The sequence below is a fragment of the Streptomyces sp. NPDC054813 genome, from assembly GCF_053611365.1.
This window is the reverse complement of the sequence record NZ_JBSHAF010000019.1, coordinates 115319-140329: the sequence shown is the minus strand read 5'-3', so window position 1 is coordinate 140329 and position 25011 is coordinate 115319. Positions and strand designations below refer to the sequence as shown.

Annotated in this window: 25 protein-coding genes and 1 tRNA gene; 14 read left to right on the top strand and 12 right to left on the bottom strand. The window is 70.3% G+C overall.

Features of this window, described 5'->3' with window-relative positions; genetic code table 11:
* Nucleotides 1-380 (bottom strand): DUF2510 domain-containing protein (locus ACWGJB_RS33150; RefSeq protein ID WP_453383800.1); only part of this gene is annotated, 380 nt, incomplete at its 3' end.
* Between the two features lie 239 nt (nucleotides 381-619).
* Here ACWGJB_RS33150 and ACWGJB_RS33145 point away from each other — a divergent pair.
* A complete protein-coding gene (locus tag ACWGJB_RS33145) occupies nucleotides 620-1033 on the top strand; it encodes an SsgA family sporulation/cell division regulator (protein WP_453383736.1) in 414 nt (137 codons plus the stop codon).
* A gap of 54 nt (nucleotides 1034-1087) precedes the next feature.
* Here the strand turns inward: ACWGJB_RS33145 and ACWGJB_RS33140 are convergent, their stop codons facing one another.
* Entirely contained in the window at nucleotides 1088-2494 is a 1407-nt protein-coding gene (locus ACWGJB_RS33140; RefSeq protein WP_453383735.1) for an FAD-binding oxidoreductase, read from the bottom strand.
* A gap of 345 nt (nucleotides 2495-2839) precedes the next feature.
* Between ACWGJB_RS33140 and ACWGJB_RS33135 the strand changes: the two genes are divergently transcribed.
* Complete coding sequence (locus ACWGJB_RS33135) at nucleotides 2840-4249, top strand: tetratricopeptide repeat protein (RefSeq protein WP_453383734.1); 1410 nt, start codon at nucleotides 2840-2842, stop codon at nucleotides 4247-4249.
* A gap of 194 nt (nucleotides 4250-4443) precedes the next feature.
* On the opposite strand, the gene hppD is transcribed toward ACWGJB_RS33135, so the two are convergent.
* Nucleotides 4444-5592 (bottom strand): 4-hydroxyphenylpyruvate dioxygenase, encoded by a 1149-nt coding sequence (gene hppD, locus ACWGJB_RS33130; protein WP_453383733.1) that lies wholly within the window; start codon nucleotides 5590-5592, stop codon nucleotides 4444-4446.
* A gap of 121 nt (nucleotides 5593-5713) precedes the next feature.
* On the opposite strand from hppD, the gene ACWGJB_RS33125 reads away from it, so the two are divergent.
* The 7 genes from ACWGJB_RS33125 (at nucleotide 5714) to ACWGJB_RS33095 (ending at nucleotide 10763) form a co-directional block, all read left to right on the top strand.
* Entirely contained in the window at nucleotides 5714-6196 is a 483-nt protein-coding gene (locus ACWGJB_RS33125) for an Lrp/AsnC family transcriptional regulator (RefSeq protein WP_360489452.1), read from the top strand.
* 28 nt (nucleotides 6197-6224) lie between these two features.
* Nucleotides 6225-6872, top strand: a complete 648-nt coding sequence (locus ACWGJB_RS33120) for an ABC transporter permease (RefSeq protein ID WP_453383732.1) — start codon at nucleotides 6225-6227, stop codon at nucleotides 6870-6872.
* Complete coding sequence (locus ACWGJB_RS33115; protein ID WP_453383731.1) at nucleotides 6865-8097, top strand: betaine/proline/choline family ABC transporter ATP-binding protein; 1233 nt, start codon at nucleotides 6865-6867, stop codon at nucleotides 8095-8097. Before ACWGJB_RS33120 ends, ACWGJB_RS33115 begins: the two co-directional genes overlap by 8 nt.
* Nucleotides 8094-8948 carry an ABC transporter permease gene (locus tag ACWGJB_RS33110; RefSeq protein WP_453383730.1) on the top strand — a complete coding sequence of 285 codons (855 nt, stop codon included), beginning with the start codon at nucleotides 8094-8096 and terminating at the stop codon, nucleotides 8946-8948. The genes ACWGJB_RS33115 and ACWGJB_RS33110 overlap by 4 nt, the downstream gene beginning before the upstream one ends.
* Nucleotides 8949-9025: 77 nt before the next feature.
* A complete protein-coding gene (locus ACWGJB_RS33105) occupies nucleotides 9026-9907 on the top strand; it encodes a glycine betaine ABC transporter substrate-binding protein (protein WP_453383799.1) in 882 nt (293 codons plus the stop codon).
* An 81-nt stretch (nucleotides 9908-9988) separates the two neighbouring features.
* Nucleotides 9989-10573, top strand: a complete 585-nt coding sequence (locus ACWGJB_RS33100; protein WP_453383729.1) for an ArsR/SmtB family transcription factor — start codon at nucleotides 9989-9991, stop codon at nucleotides 10571-10573.
* A gap of 10 nt (nucleotides 10574-10583) precedes the next feature.
* On the top strand, nucleotides 10584-10763 hold the full coding sequence (locus tag ACWGJB_RS33095) for a hypothetical protein (RefSeq protein ID WP_453383728.1): 180 nt from the start codon (nucleotides 10584-10586) through the stop codon (nucleotides 10761-10763).
* A 50-nt stretch (nucleotides 10764-10813) separates the two neighbouring features.
* Here the strand turns inward: ACWGJB_RS33095 and ACWGJB_RS33090 are convergent, their stop codons facing one another.
* The 4 genes from ACWGJB_RS33090 to ACWGJB_RS33075 form a co-directional block, all read right to left on the bottom strand.
* A complete protein-coding gene (locus tag ACWGJB_RS33090; protein WP_453383727.1) occupies nucleotides 10814-11602 on the bottom strand; it encodes a S16 family serine protease in 789 nt (262 codons plus the stop codon).
* Between the two features lie 79 nt (nucleotides 11603-11681).
* A complete protein-coding gene (locus tag ACWGJB_RS33085; protein ID WP_453383726.1) occupies nucleotides 11682-12323 on the bottom strand; it encodes an IclR family transcriptional regulator in 642 nt (213 codons plus the stop codon).
* A 363-nt stretch (nucleotides 12324-12686) separates the two neighbouring features.
* A complete protein-coding gene (locus tag ACWGJB_RS33080; protein WP_453383725.1) occupies nucleotides 12687-14477 on the bottom strand; it encodes a DEAD/DEAH box helicase in 1791 nt (596 codons plus the stop codon).
* Nucleotides 14478-14660: 183 nt separating this feature from the next.
* Complete coding sequence (locus ACWGJB_RS33075; RefSeq protein WP_453383724.1) at nucleotides 14661-16094, bottom strand: MFS transporter; 1434 nt, start codon at nucleotides 16092-16094, stop codon at nucleotides 14661-14663.
* 221 nt (nucleotides 16095-16315) lie between these two features.
* On the opposite strand from ACWGJB_RS33075, the gene ACWGJB_RS33070 reads away from it, so the two are divergent.
* A tRNA-Cys gene (locus tag ACWGJB_RS33070) sits at nucleotides 16316-16390 on the top strand.
* Nucleotides 16391-16971: 581 nt separating this feature from the next.
* On the opposite strand, the gene ACWGJB_RS33065 is transcribed toward ACWGJB_RS33070, so the two are convergent.
* From ACWGJB_RS33065 to ACWGJB_RS33055, 3 genes are all read right to left on the bottom strand, one after another.
* Nucleotides 16972-17736 carry an IS5 family transposase gene (locus tag ACWGJB_RS33065; RefSeq protein ID WP_453383723.1) on the bottom strand — a complete coding sequence of 255 codons (765 nt, stop codon included), beginning with the start codon at nucleotides 17734-17736 and terminating at the stop codon, nucleotides 16972-16974.
* Between the two features lie 283 nt (nucleotides 17737-18019).
* Nucleotides 18020-18334, bottom strand: a complete 315-nt coding sequence (locus ACWGJB_RS33060; RefSeq protein ID WP_453383722.1) for a hypothetical protein — start codon at nucleotides 18332-18334, stop codon at nucleotides 18020-18022.
* Nucleotides 18335-18342: 8 nt separating this feature from the next.
* Nucleotides 18343-18852, bottom strand: coding sequence for a SigE family RNA polymerase sigma factor (locus ACWGJB_RS33055; RefSeq protein ID WP_453383721.1), 510 nt, complete (start codon nucleotides 18850-18852; stop codon nucleotides 18343-18345).
* Between the two features lie 197 nt (nucleotides 18853-19049).
* On the opposite strand from ACWGJB_RS33055, the gene ACWGJB_RS33050 reads away from it, so the two are divergent.
* Nucleotides 19050-19370, top strand: a complete 321-nt coding sequence (locus ACWGJB_RS33050; RefSeq protein ID WP_453383720.1) for a hypothetical protein — start codon at nucleotides 19050-19052, stop codon at nucleotides 19368-19370.
* A gap of 513 nt (nucleotides 19371-19883) precedes the next feature.
* Here ACWGJB_RS33050 and ACWGJB_RS33045 read toward each other — a convergent pair.
* Nucleotides 19884-20543 carry a hypothetical protein gene (locus ACWGJB_RS33045; protein ID WP_453383719.1) on the bottom strand — a complete coding sequence of 220 codons (660 nt, stop codon included), beginning with the start codon at nucleotides 20541-20543 and terminating at the stop codon, nucleotides 19884-19886.
* Nucleotides 20544-21017: 474 nt separating this feature from the next.
* Between ACWGJB_RS33045 and ACWGJB_RS33040 the strand changes: the two genes are divergently transcribed.
* Genes ACWGJB_RS33040 through ACWGJB_RS33030 form a run of 3 tightly spaced genes read left to right on the top strand, consistent with a single transcriptional unit; the run spans nucleotide 21018 to nucleotide 23711 of the window.
* On the top strand, nucleotides 21018-21854 hold the full coding sequence (locus ACWGJB_RS33040; protein WP_453383718.1) for a CPBP family intramembrane glutamic endopeptidase: 837 nt from the start codon (nucleotides 21018-21020) through the stop codon (nucleotides 21852-21854).
* Nucleotides 21851-23014, top strand: coding sequence for a sensor histidine kinase (locus ACWGJB_RS33035; RefSeq protein WP_453383717.1), 1164 nt, complete (start codon nucleotides 21851-21853; stop codon nucleotides 23012-23014). The genes ACWGJB_RS33040 and ACWGJB_RS33035 overlap by 4 nt, the downstream gene beginning before the upstream one ends.
* Nucleotides 23015-23036: 22 nt before the next feature.
* The gene (locus ACWGJB_RS33030) at nucleotides 23037-23711 is read left to right on the top strand and encodes a response regulator (protein WP_453383716.1); all 675 of its coding nucleotides are present in this window, start codon (nucleotides 23037-23039) and stop codon (nucleotides 23709-23711) included.
* Between the two features lie 31 nt (nucleotides 23712-23742).
* On the opposite strand, the gene ACWGJB_RS33025 is transcribed toward ACWGJB_RS33030, so the two are convergent.
* Entirely contained in the window at nucleotides 23743-24921 is a 1179-nt protein-coding gene (locus ACWGJB_RS33025) for an SUKH-4 family immunity protein (protein ID WP_453383715.1), read from the bottom strand.
* Nucleotides 24922-25011: the final 90 nt, after the last annotated feature.

Genomic DNA, 25011 nt, shown 5'->3' with positions numbered 1-25011 from the left:
GGCCGGCCCCCGCGGGGGGGGGGGGGGGGGGGGGGGGCCGCGGGGGGGGGGGCGCGGCGCCGGGGGGGGGGGGGGGGGGCCCCCCCCCCCCCCCCCGCCCGGGGGTCGGTGCCCCAGGCACTCCCCTCGGCCGCCCAGCCGGATCCACCCTGCTGCGGGTCCTCGTCGAAGAAGTGCGGGCCGGTCTCCTCCACCGCGGGGGTCGCGGGGCGGGAACCGGGCGGCGGGGCGAGCGGTTCGCCGCCGGACGGAGCCGGGCGGCTGGTGCCCGGCACCCACGCGGCGCCGTTCCAGTAACGGACGTAGCCGGGGATGGACGGGTCCGGGTAGTAGCCCTCGCGGGGCCGTTCGTCACCGGGTGCCGGGGTAGGGGCGGTCATGTCCGTCATCCCGTATCTGCTCGGGGGTCGTGTGGGAGGCTCCACATCTATCAGACGCGCGTGCCCACCACCGCCAGTCCCGCAGGACCCGCCCCTTTCCGGGCATCCCTGTGCGCCCCCTTCGGCGCGGCGGAAAAAATTTCCCCGAACCCGCGTAATGCTCACGGCCCCACGCCCTCTCCACTCGTACGGGCCCGGCCACAGGCGCCCGTACGACCGAGCGAGAGGAAACGAACGTCATGCAGCACACCGTGGTGGAGCGCGAACTGGAGCTGCGGCTCGTCCTGTCCCCCGAGCGGAGCATCCCGGTCCCGGCCCGGCTCAACTACCGCTCCGACGACCCCTACGCCGTTCATGTCGGCTTCCACATCAACTCGGCGTCCCCGGTGCACTGGACCTTCGCCCGCGACCTGCTGGTGGAGGGGGTGTTCCGGCCGTGCGGGCACGGGGACGTGCGGGTGTGGCCGACGAAGGTGGAGGGCCGCAGCGTCGTGCTGATGGCGCTGAGTTCACCCGACGGAGACGCCCTCCTGGAGGCGCCGACCGCCCAGGTGTCCTCCTGGCTGGAGCGGACACTGCGGGTGGTGCCCCCGGGGACCGAGGGCGGGCAGCTGGGGATCGACGCCGCGCTCGACCAGCTGCTCGCCCAGTGAGGTCCCCGACGGACAGGGCGTATGGAGCGTATGGCCCGTGTGGCCCGTGTGGAGTCAGAACAGCTTGCCGGGGTTGAGGATGCCCAGCGGGTCGAAGGCGTCCTTCACGGCCCGCTGCAGCTCCACGCCCACCGGCCCGATCTCCCGGGCCAGCCACTCCTTCTTCAGGACGCCGACGCCGTGTTCGCCGGTGATGGTGCCTCCGAGCTCCAGTCCGAGGGCCATGATCTCGTCGAAGGACTCACGGGCGCGGCGGCACTCGTCGGGGTCCTGCGCGTCGAAGCAGACCGTGGGATGCGTGTTGCCGTCGCCGGCGTGGGCGACCACCCCGATGGTCAGCCCGTGCTTCTCCGCGATGCGCTCGACCCCTTCGATCAGGTCGCCGAGCCGGGAGCGGGGCACACACACGTCGTCGATCATCGTGGTGCCCTTGACTGCCTCCAGGGCGACCAGCGAGGACCGGCGGGCCTGGAGGAGGAGTTCGGACTCGGCGGCGTCCTCGGCCGGGACCACCTGGGTGGCGCCCGCTTCCTCGCACAGCGCGCCGAGCGCGGCGAGGTCGGCGGCCGGGTCCGGGGTGTCGAAGGCGGCCAGGAGCAGCGCCTCCGTCGACTCCGGCAGGCCCATGCGGGTGAGTGCGTTGACCGCCTTCACGGTCGTACGGTCCATCAGTTCGAGGAGGGACGGTACGTGCCCGGCCGCCATGATCCGGCACACCGCGTCGCAGGCGGCGGCCGCGGAGCCGAACTCGGCGGCCAGCACCAGCTGCTGCGGCGGCTTGGGCTTCAGAGCCAGGACGGCCCGTACGACGACGCCGAGCGAGCCCTCGGAACCCACGAACAGCCGGGTCAGGTCGTACCCGGCGACCCCCTTCGCGGTACGCCGGCCGGTGGACAGCAGCCGCCCGTCGGCGAGGACGACGTCCAGGCCGAGCACGTACTCGGCGGTCACCCCGTACTTCACACAGCACAGCCCGCCCGACGCCGTGCCGATGTTGCCGCCGATCGTGCACATCTCCCAGCTGGAGGGGTCCGGCGGGTAGGAGAGGCCGTGTTCCTCGACCGCGCGGGAGAGGGTGGCGTTGATGACACCCGGTTCGACGACGGCGATGCGGTCGACCGGCGAGATCTCCAGGATGCGGTCCATCTTGGTCAGGGACAGCACGATGCAGCCCTCGGTGGCGTTGGCGCCGCCGGACAGGCCGGTGCGGGCGCCCTGCGGGACGACCGGGACACGCAGCTCGGTGGCGACGCGCAGGACGTGCTGGACCTGCTCGACCGTGCGCGGCAGTACGACGACGGCCGGGGCGCCGGCCGGGCAGAAGCTCGCCATGTCGTTGGCGTAGGAGGTGGTCACATCGGGGTCCACGAGAACCGCGTCGGCCGGCAGGCCCGCCAGGAGCCGGTCGGTGAGGTTGCCGGTGGTCTCGTCCCGAGGCGCTTCGATACGGCTCATGATCACAGCGTCGCACCCGGGGCCATCGGTGTGAACCCCACAGGTGCCCTCCTTGGGCCGCCCGGGCACGGTCGTCCTATTGACGCACAGTATGCGGCATGTGCGCGCTCGATAACCGACCGTCAGGGCCCACCACTTCGCTGCTCACGGAGTCGGGGCCGCCGCGCCGCCGTCGCCGGGTGCTGCGGCGGCTTCTGGTCGTCGCGCTGGCGGGCGGGGCGGCGGCCCGCGCCGCGGGCCAGGCCCGCGACGAGCGACCGGTCCGCGCGACACCCCCCCCCCTCCCCCCACCCCCCCCCCCGCGCGCGGGGGGGGGGCCCCCCGCCGCCGGGGGGGGGGGGGCGGGGGGGGTTGGGGGGGGGGGGGGGGGGGGGGGGGGGGGCCCCCGGCGCGGCGCTGATGCTGTCGCCGCACCAGCCGGAGCCGCGCCGCCCCGCCGCGCCGCCCCCGGCGGCCGGGCCCCGGGCCCAGGCGAGGGCGCAGGCCGCGGCCCAGGCGGCGGCGCAGGCGGCCGTCCTCAACGGCCTGCCCGCCGCGCTGCCCGACCTCACCACGCTCATCGGCGCGCGCGAGAGCCGGGTGCGGGCGCAGCCGAAGGACGCGCGGGCCTGGGCGGTGCTCGGGGCCGCATACGTGGAGCGGGCGCGCCGGACCGCCGACACCGCCGACTATCCGCGGGCCGAACGGGCGCTGCAGACCTCCCTCCAGGTGACCGGCAAGGGCAACACCGACGCGCTGGCCGGTCTCGCCGCGCTGGCGAACGCGCGCCGGGACTTCGCGACGGCCAAGCGGTTCGGTGAGGAGGCGCTGAAGGCGGCGCCGAAGCGGTGGTCGACGTATCCGGCGCTGATCGACGCCTACAACGGGCTCGGCGACTACAAGGCGGCCCGGTCCGCGCTCGACAAACTGATGGCGCTGAAGGTCGGGGCGGCCGTGAAGCCGGCCGTGATGGCACGGGCTTCGGCCGTGTACCGGGACCGGGGCTGGCGGGAGGACGCGGTGGCGCAGGTGACGGACGCGGCGGCGGCCGCCGGGACGCCGGCCGAGCAGGCCGCGTACCTGACCCAGGCCGGACAGCTGGCCTGGGAGCGGGGGGACCGGGACGACGCGCTACGGCACTTCACGGCGGCCGTGCGCCTGGACCCCGACCAGTCGGCGGCGCGGGCCGGGCAGGGGCGGGCGCTGGCCGCGCTGGGCCGCACGCAGGAGGCACTGACCACGTACCAGCGGGCGCTTGCGCACCGGCCGGCTCCGCGGATCACCCTGGAGCTGGCCGAGTTGTACGAGTCGCTGGGGATGGGGCAGCAGGCGGAGACGCAGTACGCGCTGTTGCAGACGCAGGTGCGGCGGGAGATGAATGCCGGGGTCGACGACGAGTTGCTGATCGGGCAGTACGAGGCGGACCACGGGGATGCCGAGGAGGCGGTGCAGCGGCTGACGGCCGAGTGGGAGCAGCAGCCCGGCATCGAGGTCGCGGACGCGCTCGGGTGGGCGCTGCACCGGGCTGGCGACGACAAGGAGGCGCTCGGCTACGCCTCGATCGCGACGGACTCGACGAAGGGCGGCGGGGTCCGCAGCGCGTCGTACGCCTTCCACCGGGGCATGATCGAACGCGACCTGGACCTGGACGCGTCCGCCCGCAGCCACCTCCAGGACGCCCTGCGCATCAACCCCTACTTCTCCCCGCTGCAGGCCCCGGTGGCCCGAGCCACCCTGACCACCCTGGGCGACCAGCCACCGAACGAAGAGGCCCCGCAGTGACCGACCGGTAAGCCGGGCGCCGCCGAGACCCACCGTCGTGGTTGATCGCCGCCGCGGCGGAGGGAACCGACCGGCGTCGATCTCTCCGCGGCGGGGAGAAGAGACCGGCGTCAATTCCTGTCCGCCGCAACGGCGCCGGCCACGACGGTGGTCCCCGGCGGTGCCGGGCCAACCGAGCCCCACCGGGTCCCGGTTCACAGGTTGCCGCGGCGTTCCTGTTCCCGCTCGATCGCTTCGAAGAGGGCCTTGAAGTTGCCCTTGCCGAAGCCCATGGAGCCGTGGCGTTCGATGATCTCGAAGAAGATCGTCGGGCGGTCCTGGACCGGCTTGGTGAAGATCTGCAGCAGGTAGCCGTCCTCGTCCCGGTCGGCGAGGATCTTCAGCTCGCGCAGGGTGTCGACCGGCACCCGGGTGTCGCCGACCCACTCGCCGAGGGTGTCGTAGTAGGAGTCGGGGGTGTCGAGGAACTCGACGCCGGCCGCGCGCATGGTCCGTACGGTCTCGACGATGTCGTTGCTGTTGAGCGCGATGTGCTGGACGCCCGCCCCGCCGTAGAACTCCAGGTACTCGTCGATCTGGGACTTCTTCTTGGCGACGGCGGGCTCGTTGATCGGGAACTTGACCTTGAGGGTGCCGTCGGCGACGACCTTGGACATCAGCGCGCTGTACTCGGTGGCGATGTCGTCGCCCACGAACTCCTTCATGTTCGTGAAGCCCATGACCCTGTTGTAGAAGCCGACCCACTCGTTCATCCGGCCGAGCTCGACGTTGCCGACGCAGTGGTCGACGGCCTGGAAGGTGCGGCGGGCGGGCGGTTCGACGATCGGGGACGCGGCGACGAACCCCGGCAGGTACGGGCCGTCGTACCCGGTCCGCTCGACCAGGGTGTGGCGGGTCTCGCCGTACGTGGCGATAGCGGCGAGCACCACCGTCCCGTGCTCGTCCTTCAGCTCGTACGGCTCGGCCACCGACCGGGCGCCGTGCTCGACGGCGTACGCGTACGCGGCCCGCGCGTCCGGGACCTCGATGGCCAGGTCGACGACCCCGTCACCGTGCTCGGCGACGTGCCGGGACAGGAACGTGCCCCACTCGGTCTCCGGCCGGACGACGGAGGTCAGGACGAACCGCGCCGAGCCGTTCTCCAGGACGTAGCTCGCGGTCTCGCGGCTGCCGTTCTCCGGTCCGGAGTACGCGACCAGCCGCATGCCGAAGGCGCTGGAGTAGTAGTGCGCCGCCTGCTTGGCGTTGCCGACGGCGAAGACGACCGCGTCCATTCCCTTGACCGGGAAGGGGTCGGCCTGCCGGGTGGTCGCGTCGGGAGTGTGCTGTGTGGTCTGCGTCATGGTCGAAGGGTGACCCTGGCCCACAAGGTGCGCAATAGTTCTGGTTTTCACTGGGCAATATGTTCAGCGGTACGGCCGTATCGGCGGACTTTCTGTGCAGGATGACCATCCGGAGGCAGGCATGGCGATCGATCATCTGGACGGGCGGATCCTGGTGCTGCTGGCCCGGGAGCCGCGGATCGGCGTGCTGGAGATGTCCCGTCGGCTGGGGGTGGCGCGCGGGACCGTGCAGGCCCGGCTCGACCGGCTTCAGTCGAATGGAGTGATCCAGGGATTCGGCCCGCAGGTGGACCCGGCGGCCCTCGGCTACCCGGTCACCGCGTTCGCCACCCTGCAGATCCGGCAGGGCCAAGGCCCGGACGTGCGGGCGCACTTGGCGACCGTGCCGGAGGTGCTGGAGCTGCTCACCACCACCGGTACCGGCGACATGCTGTGCCGGCTGGTGGCCCGCTCCAACGCCGATCTCCAGCGGGTGATCGACCGGGTCGTCGGTTTTGATGGCATTGTCCGGGCCTCCACGGCGATCGTCATGGAGAACCCCGTTCCGCTGCGGATCATCCCGCTGGTGGAACAGGCGGCGGCGGACAGCGAAGGGACGGCCTGACCGGCTCGGAGTTCGAAAGTGGGCGCGCGTGAGCTTCTGGGAGTACCTGGGCACCCGGCACCAGACCTTGCTCACGGACGCCTACCAGCACGCCAGCGCGGTCTTCCAGTGCATGGTCGCGGCGACCCTCATCGGCGTCCTGATCGGTGTCGTCACCTACCGCAGCGAGTGGGCCGGCAACCTCGCCACCACCGCGACCGCCACCATCCTCACCGTCCCCTCCCTCGCCATGATCGGTCTGCTGATCCCGGTCGTGGGCCTCGGCGTCCCGCCGACGGTGATCGCCCTGACGCTGTACGGGCTGCTGCCGATCGTGCGGAACTCGATCGTGGGCCTGCGCGGGGTCGACCCGATGCTGATGGACGCGGCCCGGGGTATCGGCATGTCCCGGCTGACGCGGCTGCTGCGGGTGGAGCTGCCGCTGGCCTGGCCGCCGATCCTGACCGGCATCCGGGTCTCCACGCAGATGCTGATGGGCATCGCCGCGATCGCCGCGTACGCCTCCGGCCCCGGCCTCGGCAACGAGATCTTCCGCGGACTGGCCTCCCTGGGCAGCAAGAACGCGCTCAACCAGGTGCTCGCGGGCACCGTCGGGATCATCATCCTCGCGCTGCTGTTCGACGCCGCGTACGTCCTGATCGGGCGGCTGACCATTCCGAGGGGGATCCGTGGCTGAATCCCATGGGGCCTCGATCGAGCTGGAGAACCTGACCAAGCGCTACCCGGGCAGCCCGCAGCCGGCCGTGGACAACGTGAACATGGAGATCGGGGCGGGCGAGACGGTGGTCTTCGTCGGGCCGTCCGGCTGCGGCAAGTCGACCACCCTGAAGATGATCAACCGGCTGATCGAGCCGACCGGCGGCCGGATCCGGATCGGCGGCGAGGACGTCACCGACATCGACGCGGTGAAGCTGCGCCGCAAGGTCGGCTACGCCATCCAGTCCGCCGGGCTGTTCCCGCACATGACGGTCGCCCAGAACATCGCCCTGGTCCCGAGGATGCTCCGCTGGCCGAAGGCCCGGATCCGGGCCCGCGTCGAGGAACTGCTCGACCTGGTCGGCCTGGACCCCGGCGAGTTCCACGGCCGCTATCCGCGCCAGCTCTCCGGCGGCCAGCAGCAGCGGGTGGGCGTGGCCCGGGCGCTGGCCGCCGATCCACCGGTGCTGCTGATGGACGAGCCGTTCGGCGCCGTGGACCCGATCACCCGTGACCATCTCCAGGACGAGCTGATCCGGCTCCAGCGCGAACTGCACAAGACGATCGTCTTCGTCACCCACGACTTCGACGAGGCGATCAAGCTCGGCGACCGGATCGCCGTACTCCGCGAACGCTCGCACATCGCCCAGTTCGACACCCCGGAGGCGATCCTCACCAACCCGGCGGACGACTTCGTCTCCGGTTTCGTCGGCGCGGGCGCGGCCCTGAAGCGGCTGAACCTCACCCGGGTCCGGGACGTCGAGATGGGGGACTATCCGACGGTCACCCTGGACACCCCGCTCCAGGAGATCTTCAACAAGCTGCGCGGCAGCGGTACGAACGAGATCCTGCTGCTCGACAAGCGCGGCCGCCCCTACAAGTGGCTGCGGCGCGGCGACCTGATGCGGGCCAGGGGCTCGCTGGCCCGCGCCGGCACGCTGGTGCACGACACGGTGACCCGGGACGCGACCCTGCGCGATGCGCTGGAGGCGGTGCTGACCGACAACGCGGGCCGGGTCGCGGTGACCGGGCGGCGCGGCGAGTTCATCGGGGTGGTCGACATGGAGACCCTGATGAACTCGGTGCACGAGCTCCTGGAGGCCGACCGCCTGGAAGCGATGGAGGCCCAGCACGAACTCCAGGAGGCGCGGGCCGCCCTGACCCATGCCGAGCAGGAGGGCGAGGGAGGGGAGCAGAAGGCATGAGCACGTCCCCCGACGCCCGCCCCGAGGGGGAGCACGAGGTCGAGGGCCTCGCCTTCCGCGACGAGGGCGAGGCGGAACAGGAGGCCCCGCCGCCGCGGCAGGGCCCGCCGGCCCGCCGTATCACCTGGCGGAAGCTGACGTTCCTGCCGGCGTTCCTGGTGGCGCTGCTGCTGGCCACCTGGCTGTGGTTCCAGCAGGCCCACCTGGACACGATCTCCGCGAACGCCCTCTCCCACGGCCAGGTCTCCAAGTGCCTGTGGCAGCAGGTGAAACTCACGGTGATCTCGACCTTCTTCGTCCTGATCATCGCGATCCCGCTGGGCATCCTGCTGACCCGCAGGGCCTTCCGCAAGGCCACCCCGGTGGCGATGGCCTTCGCCAACATGGGCCAGGCGACCCCGGCGATCGGCCTGCTGGCCCTGCTGGTCATCTGGCTGGGCGTCGGCGAGAAGCCGGCCCTGATCGGCATCATCGTCTACGCGATCCTGCCGGTCCTCTCCAACACCATCGCGGGCCTGAAGGCGAACGACCCCACCCTCCTGGAGGCGGCGCGCGGCATCGGCATGTCCCCGCTGGGCGTGCTGCGGAAGGTGGAGCTGCCGCTGGCCGTCCCGCTGATCCTCGCGGGCGTCCGTACGGCCCTGGTCCTCAACGTCGGTACGGCGACGCTGGCCACCTTCGGCGGAGGCGGCGGCCTGGGCGTCCTGATCACCACCGGCATCACGAACCAGCGCATGCCGGTCCTGGTCCTCGGCTCGGTGCTCACGGTGGCCCTGGCGCTGCTGGTGGACTGGCTGGCCTCACTGGCGGAGATCCTGCTCCGGCCGCGGGGCCTGGAGGTGGGCCGGTGAGACGGATCTGTGCGTCGCTGGCGCTGCTGCCGGCCCTGCTGCCGGCCGCCGGCTGCGGTCTGACGAGCGGCTCCCCCATGGTCGACGACGTGACACCGGGCTCGATCGGAGCCGGTGAGCCCCTCAAGGGCGCCCATCTCACGGTCACCTCCAAGGAGTTCACGGAACAGCTGATCCTCGGCGCGATCATGGGCATCGCCTTCGAGGCGGCGGGCGCGGAGGTCCTCGACCGCACCGGCATCCAGGGCTCGGTCGGCGCCCGCGAGGCGGTCAAGTCCGGGGAGGCCGACGGGATGTACGAGTACACGGGCACGGCATGGATCACCTACCTGGGCAACAGCCACCCCATCCCCGACCCGCAGCGGCAGTGGCAGGCGGTCCACGACGCCGACCTGCGCAACGGCCTGACCTGGCTCCCGCCCTCCCGGCTCAACAACACCTATGCACTGGCCATGAACCAGGCCAACTTCAAGAAGTACGGCACGAAGACCCTGTCGGACGTGGCCGCGCTGGCGAAGTCGGACCCGGGCGCGGTGACCCTGTGCGTGGAGGGCGAGTTCGCCAACCGCGCCGACGGTCTGCCCGGCATGGAGAAGGCGTACGGCATGAGCGTGCCGGCCAGGAACATCACGCAGATGGACACCGGGATCATCTACACCCAGGTGCAGAAGGGCAGTTGCACCTACGGGGAGGTCTTCACGACCGACGGCCGCATCAGGTCCATGAACCTGGTGGTGATGCAGGACGACAGGAAGTTCTTCCCCAACTACAACGCGGCGCCCGTGATCAACACCAAGGCCCTGAAGAAGTGGCCGGCGATCGCGACGGTCCTGGACCCGGTGACGGCGAGGCTGGACAACACGGTGGCCCAGACGCTGAACGCGAAGGTGGACGTGGCCGGGGAGGACCCGCACCAGGTGGCACTGGACTGGATGAAGGCGGAGGGGTTCGTGAAGTAACGGGGCCGGGCCGGGAGTTCCAAAGGACTCGATGCAAAGGAGTGGTTGCAAAGCATCCTTTGCAACGCTACCTTTGTACGCATGACGGAGCACGAGGACCGGAAACAGCGTCGGCTGGACGCCCGCTCACTGCGCGGGCTCGCCCACCCGCTGCGGATGCAGCTGCTGGACGCGCTACGGCAGCACGGTCCCGCCACCGCGTCCCAACTGGCCGAGCGGCTGGGCGAGTCCAGCGGCGCGACCAGCTACCACCTGCGCCAGCTCGCCGAACACGGCTTCGTCGAGGACGCCCCCGAGCGCGGCAAGGGCCGGGAGCGGTGGTGGCAGGCGGTGGACCAGGGCCTCCGCTTCGACAGCGCCGACTTCGAGGACGCGAGTCCCGAGGTGCGGGGACTGACGGAGGTGTTCCTCCAGGAGGGCGCCGCACGTCATGCCCGCGAGCTGGCCGCCTGGCTCGGCACCCGCGACCAGTGGTCACAGGCCTGGGCCCGTGCCACCGACATGAGCGACATGAGCCTGCGGCTCACACCGGATCTCGCCGTCGAACTGATCGGCAAGATGCACGACCTGATCGACGGCTACCGGGACCGGGTCCCCGACCAGGACACCCCGCAGTCGGAGCAAGTACGCATCCACACGCACCTCTTCCCCATCGAGACGGACTGAGAGGCACGACATGCACACGCAGACCCAGCTCGCCCAGCACCGGATGACGGAACGGCACACGCAGGCGGAGGCGTACCGCCTGGCGAAGGAAGCCAAGCCCCCGAGGCCGGAACTCCGCACCCGCCTCGGCTGGACGTTGGTGGAAGTCGGCCTGCGCCTGGCAGCGCCGACCCCGGCAGTCGCCCCGTAAGGGGCGCGGGGAACCGCGCGACCAGCCCCCACCGGCGGGTCAGCCGAAACTCAGCAGCCGGGGACGCTCTTCCCCTTCTCCAACGCGACCAAGTCGGATACAGCCCCCTTGAGCGTCTTCACCGGCACCAACCGCAACCCCGCCGGCAACTCCGCCTTGGCGTCGGCGCACTCGTCCTTCGGCACAAGAAAGACAGTCGCCCCGTCCCGCCGCGCGGCCTGCGTCTTCAGCGCCACCCCGCCCACGGCCCCCACCGTGCCGTCGGCGCTGATGGTCCCCGTACCGGCGATGCTCTTCCCCCCGGTGAGGTCTCCCCCGCTGCCGTTCCCGTCCAGCTTGTCGACGATCCCGAGCGAGAACAGCAACCCCGCACTCGGCCCACCCACGTCCGCCAGCTTCAAGGTCACCTTGACCTTGTCGGCGCTGAGATCCAGGTACTTCAGCGCGGCCTGCGCCGCCGCGTCCTGGGACTGCTCCATCTGCTCGGTGTTGTGCTGCTCGATCTCCTTGACGTTGTCGCCGCTCGGATACACCGAGTCGCGCGGCATCACCGCCCGGTCCGTGCGGAACCAGTTGCCGAGGACGTCGCCCAGCGACACCCGGGTGTCCGGCCCGGTCGCCTCGATCGTCGTCATCCGCAGCTGCCCGCCGGCCGTCCGGGTGGGCGCCCCGGAGATGGTGATCACCGGGGTGCCCTGGTTGTCGCCGAGCACGTTCGCCGTCATCCCGGGCTGGGCCACCGAGAACGGCAACGGCGCGAAGACGGCCGTACCGATCAGAGCCACGACGGGAACCGCACAGACGGCGACGGCCTGGAGACGCGTGAGACGTGAGAGCACGGAGTCAATCTAACGCGGCAACGTGGCAACCACTTCAGGCCATCGCCCCGGCCCCTCGCCCCAGCCCCTCGCCGGCCCCTCAGCGCAACGCCTCCGCGACCTCCCGCGCCGCGTCCATGACCCGCGCCCCCACCCGCTCGGGCACGGCGTCGGCCAGCATCACGACCCCGACGCTCCCCTCGACCCCGGTGACCCCGAGCAGGGGCGCGGCCGCACCGCTCGCACCGGCCTCCAGTTCGCCATGGGTCAGCGTGTACCCGGGGTCGTCCTTCGGCGAGTGCCGTGCGGCCAGGATCGCCTTCCCGGCGGCCCCCCGGTCCAGCGGGTGCCGGAACCCGGCCCGGTACGCCACGTGATAGTCGGTCCAGCTCGGTTCGACGACCGCGACGGCGAGCGCCTCGGTCCCGTCGACCAGCGTCAGGTGTGCCGTCGCCCCGATGTCCTCGGCGAGCGACCGCAGGGCCGGCAGCGCGGCCTCCCGTACGAGCGGATGCACCTGCCGTCCCAGCCGCAGTACCCCGAGGCCGACCCGGGCTCGGCCGCCCAGATCGCGCCGTACCAGCGCATGCTGCTCAAGCGTGGCAAGCAACCGGTACACCACGGTCCGGTTCACGCCCAGTTTGCTGGAAAGCTCGGTGACGGTCAGCCCGTGGTCCGTGTCGGCCAGCAGCTTGAGGACCCTGAGGCCCCGGTCGAGCGTCTGAGAGGTCTCCGCGGTCACGACGCCCACTCCTTAGGTGGTGAGGTCGGCAGCCTCCGACGCGGCGTATGCGTCGCCGAGTCCCGTCAGCGACGCGCTTCAGAGGCCGCCGATCGGCAGGACGGCCCGGCGGCTCCGGACCCTGTCGCTTCACGGCTGCGCTCCGCGGCGGCGCTGCCACGGGGCGTGTGCGTAGCCGGACAGTAGCGAAGGGGGTTCGCTGAGCGGAAGCCTCCGTCCAGAATCCGGTCACGCTCGGGTACGGACTACTTCGGTATGTGACGGTTTGCGCTCAGGTAACGCGCCCAAGGGGCGCGCGGCCATGTCGGTGTGCGGCTCCGCCGCGTGGGCGCGACAAGCCCCCGCTCAACCGCGGCCGACCGACTACCTCATGCGCGTAGCCCACTCCTGCACCTTGGCGATCCGCTGCCGGAGCTGTCCCGCCGTGGCCTCCGCGCTCGGCGGCCCCCCGCACACCCGGCGCAGCTCGGTGTGGATCACCCCGTGCGGCTTGCCGCTCTGGTGCACATACGCGCTGACCATGGTGTTCAGCTGCTTCCGCAGCTCCATCATCTCCTTGTGGGAGACGACGGGCCGCCGTTCCGCGGGCAGTTCCAGCAGGTCGGCCTCGTCGTCCGGCTTCTTTCGGCTGTGCGCGATCTGCCGGGCCTGCCGCTTCTGCAACAGCAGCTGCACCTGGTCGGGCTCCAGCAGTCCCGGGATGCCGAGGTAGTCCTGCTCCTCCTCGCTCCCCGGGTGCGCCTGCATACCGAACTCGGCACCGTCGTACAGCACCCGGTCGAAGACGGCCTCGGACTCCAGCGCCTCGAAGGCGAACTGCTCCTGCTCGCCGGTGTCCTCGTCCTGCTCCTTGTTCGCCTCCTCCATCTCCTTCTCGGACTCGGCGTACGGGTCCTCCTCGCCGTCCTTCTTCGGCTTGTCGAGGGCGTGGTCGCGCTCGACCTCCATCTCGTTGGCGAAGGTCAGGAGATCCGGGACGGTCGGCAGGAACACGGAGGCCGTCTCGCCGCGCCGCCGCGACCGTACGAAACGGCCGACGGCCTGGGCGAAGAAGAGCGGAGTCGAGATGGTGGTGGCGTACACCCCGACGGCGAGCCGGGGGACGTCGACGCCCTCGGACACCATCCGCACCGCGACCATCCACCGGTCGTCGCTGGCGCTGAAGTCGTCGATCCGCTTGGACGCGCCGGTGTCGTCGGAGAGAACGAGCGTGGCCTTGTTCCCCGTGATCTCGCGGATGAGCTTGGCGTAGGCGCGGGCGGACTCCTGGTCCGAGGCGATGACCAGGGCCCCGGCGTCCGGAATGCCCTTCCGCACCTCCGTGAGCCGCTGGTCGGCGGCGCGCAGCACGGCCGGCATCCACTCACCGCGCGGATCGAGCGCGGTACGCCAGGCCTGGCTGACGGCGTCCTTGGTCATCGGCTCGCCGAGCCGGGCGGCGATCTCGTCCCCGGCCTTGGTGCGCCAGCGCATGTTGCCGCTGTAGGAGAGGAAGATGACGGGCCGCACCACATGGTCGGCGAGCGCGTTGCCGTACCCGTAGGTGTAGTCGGCGGCGGACCGCCGGATCCCGTCCTGCCCCTCCTCGTACGTCACGAAGGGGATGGGGTTGGTGTCGGACCGGAAGGGCGTACCGGTCAGCGCCAGCCGCCGGGTCGCCGGCTCGAACGCCTCCAGGCAGGCCTCGCCCCAGGACTTGGAGTCACCGGCGTGATGGATCTCGTCGAGGATGACGAGCGTCTTGCGCTGCTCGGACCGGTTGCGGTGCAGCATCGGCCGCACCCCGACACCGGCATAGGTGACGGCGACCCCGTCGTACTCCCGGCTGAGCGGTCCGGCGCTGTACTCGGGATCGAGCTTGATCCCTATCCGCGCCGCGGCCTCCGCCCACTGCTTCTTCAGATGCTCGGTGGGGGCGACGACGGTGACCTGCTGCACGACATGGTGGTGCAGCAGCCAGGACGCGAGGGTCAGCGCGAACGTCGTCTTGCCGGCGCCGGGCGTGGCGACGGCGAGAAAGTCACGCGGCTGCTCCTGGACGTACCTCTCCATGGCCCCCTGCTGCCAGGCACGCAGCTTGCTGGCGGTACCCCAGGGCGCCCGGCCCGGGAAGGCCGGCGAGAGGTGGTGAGAAGCGGAGGAGGAAGCAGACATAGGTGTGGGCCCGGAGGGCCCTCCGTTGAGGGTGGTGGCGGGCGACGGGCGGGCGGTAGTCACGGTCTCCGTAGTAAGGGGGTCGGGCGGCTACGTATGCGTATGACAACCGGGCCACCCTACCGGCGCCCCGCGGCGGTCAACGCGCAGACAAGCCCGCCTCACCCTCGGGTGGGACTCACGTCACAGATCACGAAGCCGGGTCGTCACCCACACCCCGACGAGCGCCACGGCGGCCATCGGCAGGAACACGACGGCGAAGGCGACCGGGTGGGAACCGGGACCGGCCGTCCCCGTCATGCTGCCGCCGCCGAGGGAGGCGAAGGCGGCGCCGGCCACGGCGAGCAGCACGACGTTCGACAGGGCGTCGGAGATCTGCAGGGCGGCCGAGTTGGCGCCGGCCTCCTGCGGGGCGGAGAGCCGGAGCATCAGTACGCTGGCCGAGGCGATCACCAGGCCCATCCCGAAGCAGCCGAAGGCCCAGGCGACGGCGACGATCCACACCGGCACGCCGTGCACGAGCACGCTGGGCGCGGTGGCGATCGCCGCGGCGACCAGCACCATCCCGAGGGTCATCAGCCGTTCCCGGTACGGCGCCACGCGCGGCCGCGCCTGCACCCACGAACCCAGCGCCCAGGTCACCCCGCCCGCCGCCAGCGAGAACCCGGCGAGGGTGGGCGAGAGCCCCCGCTGGGTCACGAGCATCAACGGCACGAAGGACTCGGCGGAGACGAACGCACCGGCCGCGACCCCGCGCAGCAGGACCACCGACGGCAGCCCGCGGGCCGCGCGGTAGGTCCCGCGCGGCAGCAGCCCGAGTACGGCGGGGACCAGCAGCGCACCCCCGACGGCACCCGGCAGCAGGGAGACCCACCGCTGGTCCTGAGCCGCGTACTGCAGCAGCCCCACGCCGACGGAGATACCGAACGCGAGCCGGATCCGACGCCGTTCGAAGGTCTCCTGCGCCCGTTCCGCGACCGGCCCGCCGGCCCGGCGCCGTATCTGGGGAAGGGCGAGCGCCACCGGAAAGACCACGAGCACCGGGATTCCGAGGAACACCCACCGCCACCCGAGATGCTCGGTCACCGCCCCGGCGGCCAGCGGCCCGACGATGGACGGCACCACCCAGCCGGCGGCGAAGGCGGCCATGATCGCGGGCCGCAGCCGCTCCGGATAGGCCCGCCCCACCACTACGTACAGCGCGACGATGACCAGCCCGCCGCCGAACCCCTGCACGGCCCGCCCCAGGATGAACACCCACATGACCTGAGCGGTCCCGGCGACGACGAGCCCCGCGGCGAAGGCCCCGATCCCTGTGGTCAGCGCCCAGAGCGGCCCCCTCCGGTCCGACCACTGCCCGGACAGCACCATCCCGAACAGACTGGTCGTGTAGTACCCGGAGAAGGCGAACGCGTACAGCGACACCCCGTCCAGCTCCCGGGCGGCCACGGGCATCGCCGTCCCTACGGCGGTGGCCTCGAAGGCGATCAGCAGCACCACGGACACGATCCCGACGCTCAGCGCCCGGTACGACCGCCCCAGCACACCCTCGCCACGGGCTGCGTCATCTGTCGTCTCATCTGCGACAACGGCGTCGCTGGGCTCAAGGGCGGTCATGCTCACCACGGTAAGGCCCAAGCCCCGCTTTGACCCCTGTCGCGAGCCCTACCTCACCTCGGACCTTGGTCGTAGACCCCCCGTTCGCCCCCCCCTGTCCGCCCTCGTTCATGAACGCCACATGGCAGTCCCGTTGCAGCCCCGCCGCCCCTCTTGAGCCCCTCCCCGACGCACCCGTACCTTCAAATCACCGACACGGCCGAAAGGACGAAGTCGGCAACGGCCGTGTGCCCGAGTGGTTTAGGGGCTCGCCTGCAAAGCGAGTTACGTGGGTTCGATTCCCGCCACGGCCTCCAGCGCCTGACCAGGCAGAACGAAAGGGCGGCGCCCCCGAGGGGGCGCCGCCCTTTGAGCCGTCGTCTCAGTTCCCGTCTCAGTTGTATGCGTCGCCGACCGACAAGGCACCGTCCATGACGGGTGACTGTGCTTTCGTTCCGACAGGCTCGCAGGCAGTGGCTGACGTCGCGGATTACGCAACCGGGCCTCGTCTGGGTGGGCGGGTAGTTGGCTTGGTACATGGCGAGCCTCTGTTCCTGCCCACCAACAAGTTCGGAGAGCCGCAGCATGATCTGCTCATTCAATTGCGCTCGCGCATGGGGCAGGCCTACCAGCGTGGTCAACTGGTAGACGTCTTCACCATCCGAGCTAAGGGAACCGTCGACGTATTGGAGGACACGGCGTGCTACGCCCCGAGTGTGTGGCTCGTAGGATCCCACCCACCATCCGTCACGCATGAGGGCATCCGTTGCCGTCTCTGCAGCCTTGCGAAGATTCTCAAGGCGTTCCCCGACTTCAACTGCTGACTCGCGCAGTCGACCAGCGACCTTTGCATCCACTACCTGAAACAGATAGTCGTGCCAGTGAGCGTTTTCCATCCTCAGGCTGAGTTGGCCTGATGGAGACAGAGGACGGCTTGGACGAGGACCGTTATGCGGGTGGTCGAGCAACGGAGTTTGCGGAGTAGCCGCCAGGACTTGAGGATGGCGACGGCTTGCTCGACGAGGGCCCGGATCTTCGCATGGGATCGGTTGACGGCCTGCTGCCCTGTAGAAAGCGTCTCCCACCGGCCGCGGTAAGGAACACGGACAGTGCCTCCGGCGCCCTGGTAGCCCTTGTCGGCCCAGCAGTTGACGCCGGCTTCGGCGAGAGCGTCGACGATGCCGTGCTCGCGGGCTGCACGAATATCGTGGACGGCGCCGGGCAGAGCCGACGAGGCCCACAGCAGACGGCCGGAAGGATCTGCGATCACCTGCACGTTCATCCCGTGTTTCTTGTGCTTGCCCGAATAGAAGGGTCGGTCGGCGGCGATCCGGTCGATCGGCAGCAGTGTCCCGTCCAGCAGGACGAACGCCTTCATCGACGCCGCCCGAACCACCTCGGCGAGCGTCGGGGCGAGGGCGGCCAGGATCTCAACCGCCTCGGTGACGTAGCGGTAGGCAGTGGTGGTGCCGACGCCGAACCCGGCCGCGAGCTGGACATACGGATGACCGTTGCGGAGATGGGCGAGGGCGAGCAGGGCCTGCCGACCTGCGCTCAGGCGCCGCCATCGGGTGCCGAGACCACGGTGGTGTTCCCGCAGGCGGGCGGAGAGGAACCGGAGGGCAGAACTGGACACGTCCAGCCCGGACGGGTAAACGAGCATATGAAGCCTCTGGAAGAGACTGAATTCTTGGTCGAAAACCCATCTACCAGGAGCTTCACCCCTGTGTCAGGCCAACTGGCGAACTGCCGAAGCAGGCTGGAAGCCCTCGTTGACCACCGGTCCGGAGTCCAGCCAAGGTGAGGCCAGAAGCCGCAACGGAGATGATCTTGAGGCTGTGGCGGTCAACTGGTACAGGTCCCAGTCGCGTGCGGAAGTGGAACTCGGAGGCAGTGTGGATCTACCTGGACTCCACAGCCTGATGCCGGGGCGGCCCCGGCGACTGTCAGTCTCCGGAGGGAAGGGGCTCCGCTGCCGTGCGGGCGGGTTCGGGTGTGTGAGGCGTCGGGTGGGCGGTGCTGGCGGGGGCCAGGGGCACCGGAGCCCGTTCGCCGCCCAGCCAGGACAGGTTGACGGCCACGGCGGCCACGGAAGCCACGACGATCAGTGCGCCGGCTGTGGCGAGCGCAACTCGTCGGCGGCGGATCCGGAAGCCGCCGACGACGGCCGCGTCGATAACGCTGGGTAGCGCAGGCTCCGGCTCGGCGCTGAGGACTGCCTGGAAGGCGGCGTGCAGAGCGTCGTTCTCGTGCTCATTCATGGCCGGTTTCACCTCCTGGTCCCTTCACTGTCAAAGCCTTCGACGATCTCGCGCAGCCGGGCGAGCCCGCGGGCGCTTTGGCTCTTTACCGTTCCCGCACTCACCCGCAGTGCGTGCGCGGTCTGCTCAACGGACCAGTCCTCCCAGAATCGCAGGACCAACACGGCCCGGTAGCGGGGCGCCAGCTCCATCAGGGCTTCTTGCATCATCAATCGCAACTCCGGTGCGCCGGACACGCCCGAGGGAAGATCGGGTGGCTCGCTCACCGGCTCCTCACGCCAGCCTCTCTTGCGCCACTGGTCGATGAAGGTGCGGGTGAGGATGGTGCGAGCGTAGGCATCCGCATTGCCGTCCCGGCTGACCCGTCCCCAGGCCGCGTACAACTTCATCAAAGTCGTCTGGGTCAGGTCCTGTGCCTGGTGCCAGTCACCGCAGAGCAGGTAGGCGCTGCGTCGGAGCTGCGCCTGCCGCGCCTCGGCAAATTCCCGGAACTCTCGTTCCCGGGCCGTGTCCCTCACTCTTTGCCGGCCTCTCCCTTGCACACCACTCCATCGGTCATACATACGGGGAGTGGCCCTCTGGGGTTGCACGGTGCGGGCAGGAGAATTTTCCCGCCGCACCGTGCAACCTGACCGCCACCCGACTCCGTACCTCTCTCCCGAAAGGGCTTCCACGCACAGGTGGGAGTCCGGCGATCCGAGGAAGAGGTACACCGTTGTCGAAGCACCGCAAGTTCTCGCATAACCGCCGCGCTATGTTCAGCGTGGCCGCCGGAACCGTTCTGGCCGCCGCGGGGATGGTCAGCGTCGCCAGCGCCGCGACCCCGGCCACTCACGCGAACCCGGTCCCGGCCACTCAGGCGGACCCGGTTGCGGCCACTCAGGCGGACCCGGTTGCGGCCACCCACGCGGACCCGGTTGCGGCCACCCACGCAAACCCGGTTGCGGCCACCCACGCAAACCCGGTCCACGCCAAGTCTGTCGCCGAACCCCTCTCGTCGCTGAGCGCGGCCGAGCGGGCGAACGCGGTGGGCTGAGCCCCACCCCGAGGCGTACGCACGCCTCCCCGAGAGCCTCGGGCCTTTGCCCGGTGCGGGAGGCGTGCTACTCCGCACGATCCGGCGTGGACCTCATTGCCCCTCGGAGGGGTAGCAACGTGCCCTGGATGAAGATCGGGCGCCCCTGTGGATCGGCGCACTTGGGTTACAACCGGTCCTACGTCACCTCTACTCCCGCTACTCTCGCCACGTCTTCGCCCCCTCCACCCGGCCACGTCAGCCTGAGGTTGGAAAAGGCTCAGTCTCGGTAGGAAGCGCGTAAGGCGATCAGCCGCGTAACGGCTTCATCATCGCGCTGTCCGCGACGCTCGTGGGCTCTTTCCTCAGCGGCAGCACGGGCTAAGCGCAAGGGACCTAGATACCCAGCCAATGCCGTCAAGGCGGCTCCCAACACCGCGCCAAGCGCACCCCACACTGCCTCATCCATACAGCCCCCTCGCCAAGTCCAGCCCTTCACTTTCTTACCCCCCGGGATGTGCTGACTTTTCACCGTCAGTCTTCGCCCGCCACCCGTCCGCGGTTATCCAATAGTTCAAAAATGACTCGGTCATTGTCGATTTTTGAGATGAGATCTGGTTCATGCAACATGACTGCCAGGATCTCCCTCAGAAGGATTTCTGCAATGCCAGACACCAGAAATTGCTTCCCATCAAGTGACACGACCCGCTTCTTCTCGTACTTCACCTGCCCGTGTACGACATTTGATCTATAAGCGTAAACTTTCTTGATTAGCTGGGCCACTCTTTCCGAGTCCTGAAATTTGGCCCGCCTCAAGACGGCGGCTCCCCGAATCCCAAGCTTGTATGTTGTATCTCCGGCGGCCGTTCCTCCTAGGAGCGCCTCTATTCCAACGCACAAGTCAACTATCTCGCCAAGTTCATCTTCCCGACGACTAGCGAGTTGTTCATTGACACCGCTCGTTGTCCTCGTAGACGACCTCTCTAACCTCCACCTTCCCACGGCAGGGCCACACCTCGCCGCCCCCCTACCCGGCCGCTCGGGCCAACGCACGGAAAACAGGTAGTCGTCATCTTCAGGCCCGTTCCATTTGCAGATGATGCACCGGGGGTGCGGTACCCCGCACAGGGTTCCGTCCCTCCGTTCGCTGCCCGGACTGTCGTTGACAGGCCTTGGGAGGCCGCCGTCTGCCATCGCCCCAGGTAACCCGAGCGGCCGCGCCCCCTGGCGTCCAAGTTCTCCGTCTCAGTTTCTGTTTCGTTCGTAGCCGCATGTATTCGTTCAGGGTCATTCACTCAGCTCCGTCAGCCATGTCGTCCGCACGGGATTGAACCCCCTCGGAACGACCCCAGATCATGCCCTGACCAGCCCGGACAAACCCGCAAAGCGAGTTACACCGGTTCAATTCCGGTCACGGCCTCCACCTGCCTGACCAGGCAAAAGGAAAGGGGCGGCACCCTGCGAGGGGTGCCGCCCTTTTGGTCGTCCTTGGTGGCAGGGCCTCGTCCGTAGGGGCGCCGCCTTCCTGATTCGCCAGGGCCCCCTCCTGTCCCCCGTGCGAGCTACGTGCAAGTGTCCACTGTGTGGTGACGATTCCGCGGACCGCGATCCGTAGCGTTCGGGCCAGTTCCGCGGCGGTTGGGCTGCGGGTTCTGTGGAGGAGTCGTCATGAGGCTGGTCTGGCAGTTGTTGGCGGTGTCGGCGGTCGCCTTCGTCGGTGGGCAGGCGATTGCCGCGGTGGAGGGGAACTGGTTTCTCACCCTGGTTCTCGGTGTGCTGACGGCCGTGGCCGCGGTGGTCGTCTACCGGTGGGTGGTGCGACGGACCGAGCACCGGCCGAGCACCGAGGTGGGGCGGGACGGCGCCCGGGCGGCGTTCGGGCGCGGTGCGCTGATAGGCGTGGTGACGTTCGCGTGCGTGATCGCGAACATCGCCTTCCTCGGGGACTACACGGTGCACGGGACGGGGTCGGTGACGGGTGCGGTGGGGTTGGTCGGGTTCATGGCCGCCGCCGCCACGACCGAGGAACTGCTGTTTCGGGGCGTTCTGTTCCGGATCGTCGAAGAACGCACCGGGACCTGGATCGCGCTGACGTCGACCGGTCTGCTGTTCGGGATGATGCATCTGCTCAACAAGGACGCGACCCTGTGGGGCGCCCTCGCCATCGCGATCGAGGCCGGCGGCATGCTCGGCGCCGCGTATGCCGCCACCCGCACCCTCTGGCTGCCGATCGGCCTGCACTTCGGCTGGAACTTCGCCGAGTCGGCAATCTTCGGCACCGAGGTCTCCGGCAACGGCGCGCAGAAGGGGTTGCTGGACGCCTCCACCTCGGGGGCGCAGCTGATCACCGGTGGCGAGTTCGGGCCGGAGGCGAGCGTGTACTCGGTGCTGCTCGGGGTGCTCGTGACGCTCGCGTTCCTGCGCCTGGCCAAGCGGCGGGGGCACCTGGTGCCGCGTCGGCGCCGGGACGTCCCGGCCGCCTCCGTCGCTACACTGCCCCGGTGATCGGTCCTCGGCAGGTGTCCGGGTGGTGGCACCGGCTCGACGTGACGGTCCGGGATCTGCCGCTCGGGCTGCTGGTCCTGACCGGTTCCTTCCTGCCGACGCTGCACGGCAACGGGACCCAGGTCGGCGACCTGCCCACCCGCCCCTTCGACGCGCTGGCCGGGCTGGCGCTCGGCCTGGAGTGCCTGCCGCTCGCCCTGCGCCGGCGGTGGCCGGCCGTCTCCCTCGCCCTGGTGTCGCTCGGCTTCGCCGTCGACCAGATCCGCGCCTATCACTCGGTCGCGGGGGTCGCGCTGCCCCTCGCCCTGCTGAGCACCGGCGCCCATCTGGACCGGCACCGGCGGGCCGCCGCGCTCCTGTTCTCCGCGGCCTACGTGCCGTTCGCGATAGTGCTGCACCGGCTGGGGTCGGGGGGCGAGACGGCGAGCGAGTTCGTGACGTTCTATCTGGCACTGGTGCTGGCGTGGGGTGCCGGGGCGTGGCTGCGGGCCACCCGGGCCGCGGAGGCCGAACGCCGGCGGCGGGTCGCCGAGGACACCCGCACCGCCGAACGCACCCGGATCGCCCGCGAGTTGCACGACGTGGTGACCCACCATGTGACGGCGATGGTGGTGCAGGCGGAGGCGGCCCGGTATCTGACCGCCGCGCCCGACCGGCTCGACCAGACGCTGACCGCCGTCACCGACACCGGGCGGCGGGCCATCTCCGACCTACGCCATCTGCTCGACCTGCTCAACCCCGACCACGGTGTCGGCACCGGCGTCAGGACGCCGCCCGCCGACCGGCTGCTCACGCTGGTGGAGCAGACGCGCGGGGCCGGGCAGCCGGTGGAGTTCACCGAGGAGGGCGCCCCCACGAAGCCGGCGGGCAGTGCCGACCTGGTGGCCTACCGGGTGGTGCAGGAGGCTCTGACGAACGCTCTCAAGTACGCCCATGGCAGCCGCACTTCGGTACTGGTGCACCATGGTGAGAAGGAGATCACGGTGGAGGTCGGCACGGACGGGTCGGGCTCGGCCACCGCGTCCCCCGGCGGGAGCGGGCGGGGCCTGGCCGGCCTCCGGGAACGCGTGGACGTGCTGGGCGGCGAGTTCAGCGCGGGGCGCGCGGCCGACGGCGGCTTCGTCGTACGGGCCCGGATACCCGCCGGGAACCCGTCGTGACCCCGTCCGCGGGGAGGCCGTCGTGAGCGCCGCGGGCGGGGCACCGATCCGGGTCCTGGTCTGTGACGACCAGGTGCTGATCCGCACCGGGCTGGCGACGATCATCGACGCCCAGCCCGACCTTGAGGTGGCCGGTGAGTGCGGGGACGGGCAGGCCGCGGTCGACCTCGCCGGCCGGCTGCGCCCGGACGTCGTCGTCATGGACGTCCGTATGCCGGTGCTCGACGGCATCGAGGCCACCCGGCTGCTGGCCGGGGCCGGGGTGCCGCATCCGGTGAAGGTGCTCGTGGTGACGACGTTCAACCTGGACGAGTACGTCTACGAGGCCCTTCGCGCGGGCGCGAGCGGCTTTCTGCTCAAGGACGCGCCGCCGGACCGGCTACTGCACGGCATCCGGACCGTCGCCACCGGCGCGGCCCTGCTGGATCCCGAGGTGACCCGCCGGCTGGTCGGCCGGTACGCCGCCCGGATCCGCCCCGCCGACGGCGGCACCCCTGAAGACATCCCGCTGACCCCGCGCGAACTGGAGGTCCTGCGCCTGATCGCGGACGGCCTCTCCAACAGCGAGATCGCCGCAACCCTTCTGATCAGCCCGGAGACCGTCAAGACCTTCGTCTCCCGCATCCTCACCAAGCTCGGCCTGCGCGACCGCGTCCAAGCGGTCGTCTACGCCTACCGCCAGGGGCTGGTGGTCTGACCTCCCCCGGTCCCCGCTTGCCTCCGGCCGCTCAGAGCACCCCGCCCGCCTCGTCCTGGAAGAGTTCGGTCCAGTAGTGCCAGTCGGCGTCCATCGTCGTGGGGGTCGGGTCGATCGTCGCGAGGGTGTGGAGCATGGTCGCGGCGAGCTGGTCGTAGGCCTCCGTGGTGAGTTCGTGGCCCAGGTGCTCGTCGATGGTGCGCTCGTGGTGGAGGAGCCACAGGGTGAAGGCGAGCGTGGAGATGTCCGTGTTGAGGGGGTAGAGGGTCGCCTCGGGCTCGGAGAAGTTGAGGATCGCGCCCGTGGTGCCGTCCACGACCAGGCTGTTGTCCTCGACCAGGTAGCCGAGGCGTATGAGGTGGTCGGCGTGGGGCGGCAGGGCGTCCAGGGGGAAGCCGCCCGGCTGCATGTCGGTGAAGTACTCCTTGAGGGTGGGCAGCGGGGCGTCCGGGTCGAGGTGGAACAGCACCGCGTTCTCCGGCAGGCCCGTCTCGCGCAGGAAGCGGCGGGTCGGCTGGTGGGTGAGCGTCGGCGGGAAGTCGACCTCCTCGAAGCGGGCCACCCGGCCCTGCCCGAACTCCTGGTCCAGGAGCCGGGCCGGCAGGTCGACGGCGAGCCCGGAGTCCGTGCCGGGGCCCGCGATCAGGCTGAGCGGGCGGATCAGTGCCGTGGCCTTCCAGTACGGCGGGACCCGGCCGGCGGTGCCCTCCTCGAAGAGCTCCAGGAGCTTGCGGGAGGCCTCGGTGGCCGCCTTGGTGCCGTAGGTCCCGGCGAGGGAGGCGAAACGGCCGCGCAGGCCCGTCAGTTCCTCGGTGACCGCGGCGAAGCGCAGCAGCGTCTCCAGCGAGGGCGCCAGCGGGCGCGGGTCGGCCGGGTCGACCAGGTACGCCGTGCTGATCTCACCGGTGCCGCCGTCGAGGAGGATCGACTCCGTGTCCAGGCCGGCCGGGGCCAGCAGTTCGCCTATCACCAGCCGGTCCCGGAGCTCCTCCGCCAGCCGGGACGGGCCGGCCGTGATGTCCGCGACGTCCGCGAGCGTGCGCAGGCCGGCCGTGCGGAGCGGTTCGAACGTCAACAGGCCGCCGGTGTCGGGGAGTCCGGGGCCGGTGAGCCACATGCGGGTCGGTTCGTGCGTGATGTAACGGTCCAGTTCTGCCTCGGTCAGCGTGATCGCCGCCGCACCGCTGCCGGTCGTGCTGGTCGTGCTCATCGCTGCCCCCGCGATCAAAGTGTTCAGGAAATGCAAGTGGGTCGGAGTGGTGTGCCGTAGGCCGTCCTGAGCAGGGCATGGTGTGCCGTT

Bases quoted from the DNA above. Each gene is read 5' to 3' on its own strand.
- ACWGJB_RS33145 (WP_453383736.1), top strand. From the start codon at position 620: ATGCAGCACACCGTGGTGGAGCGCGAACTGGAGCTGCGGCTCGTCCTG.
- hppD (WP_453383733.1), bottom strand. From the start codon at position 5,592: ATGACGCAGACCACACAGCACACTCCCGACGCGACCACCCGGCAGGCC.
- ACWGJB_RS33125 (WP_360489452.1), top strand. From the start codon at position 5,714: ATGGCGATCGATCATCTGGACGGGCGGATCCTGGTGCTGCTGGCCCGG.
- ACWGJB_RS33110 (WP_453383730.1), top strand. From the start codon at position 8,094: ATGAGCACGTCCCCCGACGCCCGCCCCGAGGGGGAGCACGAGGTCGAG.
- ACWGJB_RS33105 (WP_453383799.1), top strand. From the start codon at position 9,026: ATGGTCGACGACGTGACACCGGGCTCGATCGGAGCCGGTGAGCCCCTC.
- ACWGJB_RS33100 (WP_453383729.1), top strand. From the start codon at position 9,989: ATGACGGAGCACGAGGACCGGAAACAGCGTCGGCTGGACGCCCGCTCA.
- ACWGJB_RS33095 (WP_453383728.1), top strand. From the start codon at position 10,584: ATGCACACGCAGACCCAGCTCGCCCAGCACCGGATGACGGAACGGCAC.
- ACWGJB_RS33080 (WP_453383725.1), bottom strand. From the start codon at position 14,477: ATGTCTGCTTCCTCCTCCGCTTCTCACCACCTCTCGCCGGCCTTCCCG.
- ACWGJB_RS33075 (WP_453383724.1), bottom strand. From the start codon at position 16,094: ATGACCGCCCTTGAGCCCAGCGACGCCGTTGTCGCAGATGAGACGACA.
- ACWGJB_RS33065 (WP_453383723.1), bottom strand. From the start codon at position 17,736: ATGCTCGTTTACCCGTCCGGGCTGGACGTGTCCAGTTCTGCCCTCCGG.
- ACWGJB_RS33060 (WP_453383722.1), bottom strand. From the start codon at position 18,334: ATGAATGAGCACGAGAACGACGCTCTGCACGCCGCCTTCCAGGCAGTC.
- ACWGJB_RS33045 (WP_453383719.1), bottom strand. From the start codon at position 20,543: ATGGCAGACGGCGGCCTCCCAAGGCCTGTCAACGACAGTCCGGGCAGC.
- ACWGJB_RS33040 (WP_453383718.1), top strand. From the start codon at position 21,018: ATGAGGCTGGTCTGGCAGTTGTTGGCGGTGTCGGCGGTCGCCTTCGTC.
- ACWGJB_RS33025 (WP_453383715.1), bottom strand. From the start codon at position 24,921: ATGAGCACGACCAGCACGACCGGCAGCGGTGCGGCGGCGATCACGCTG.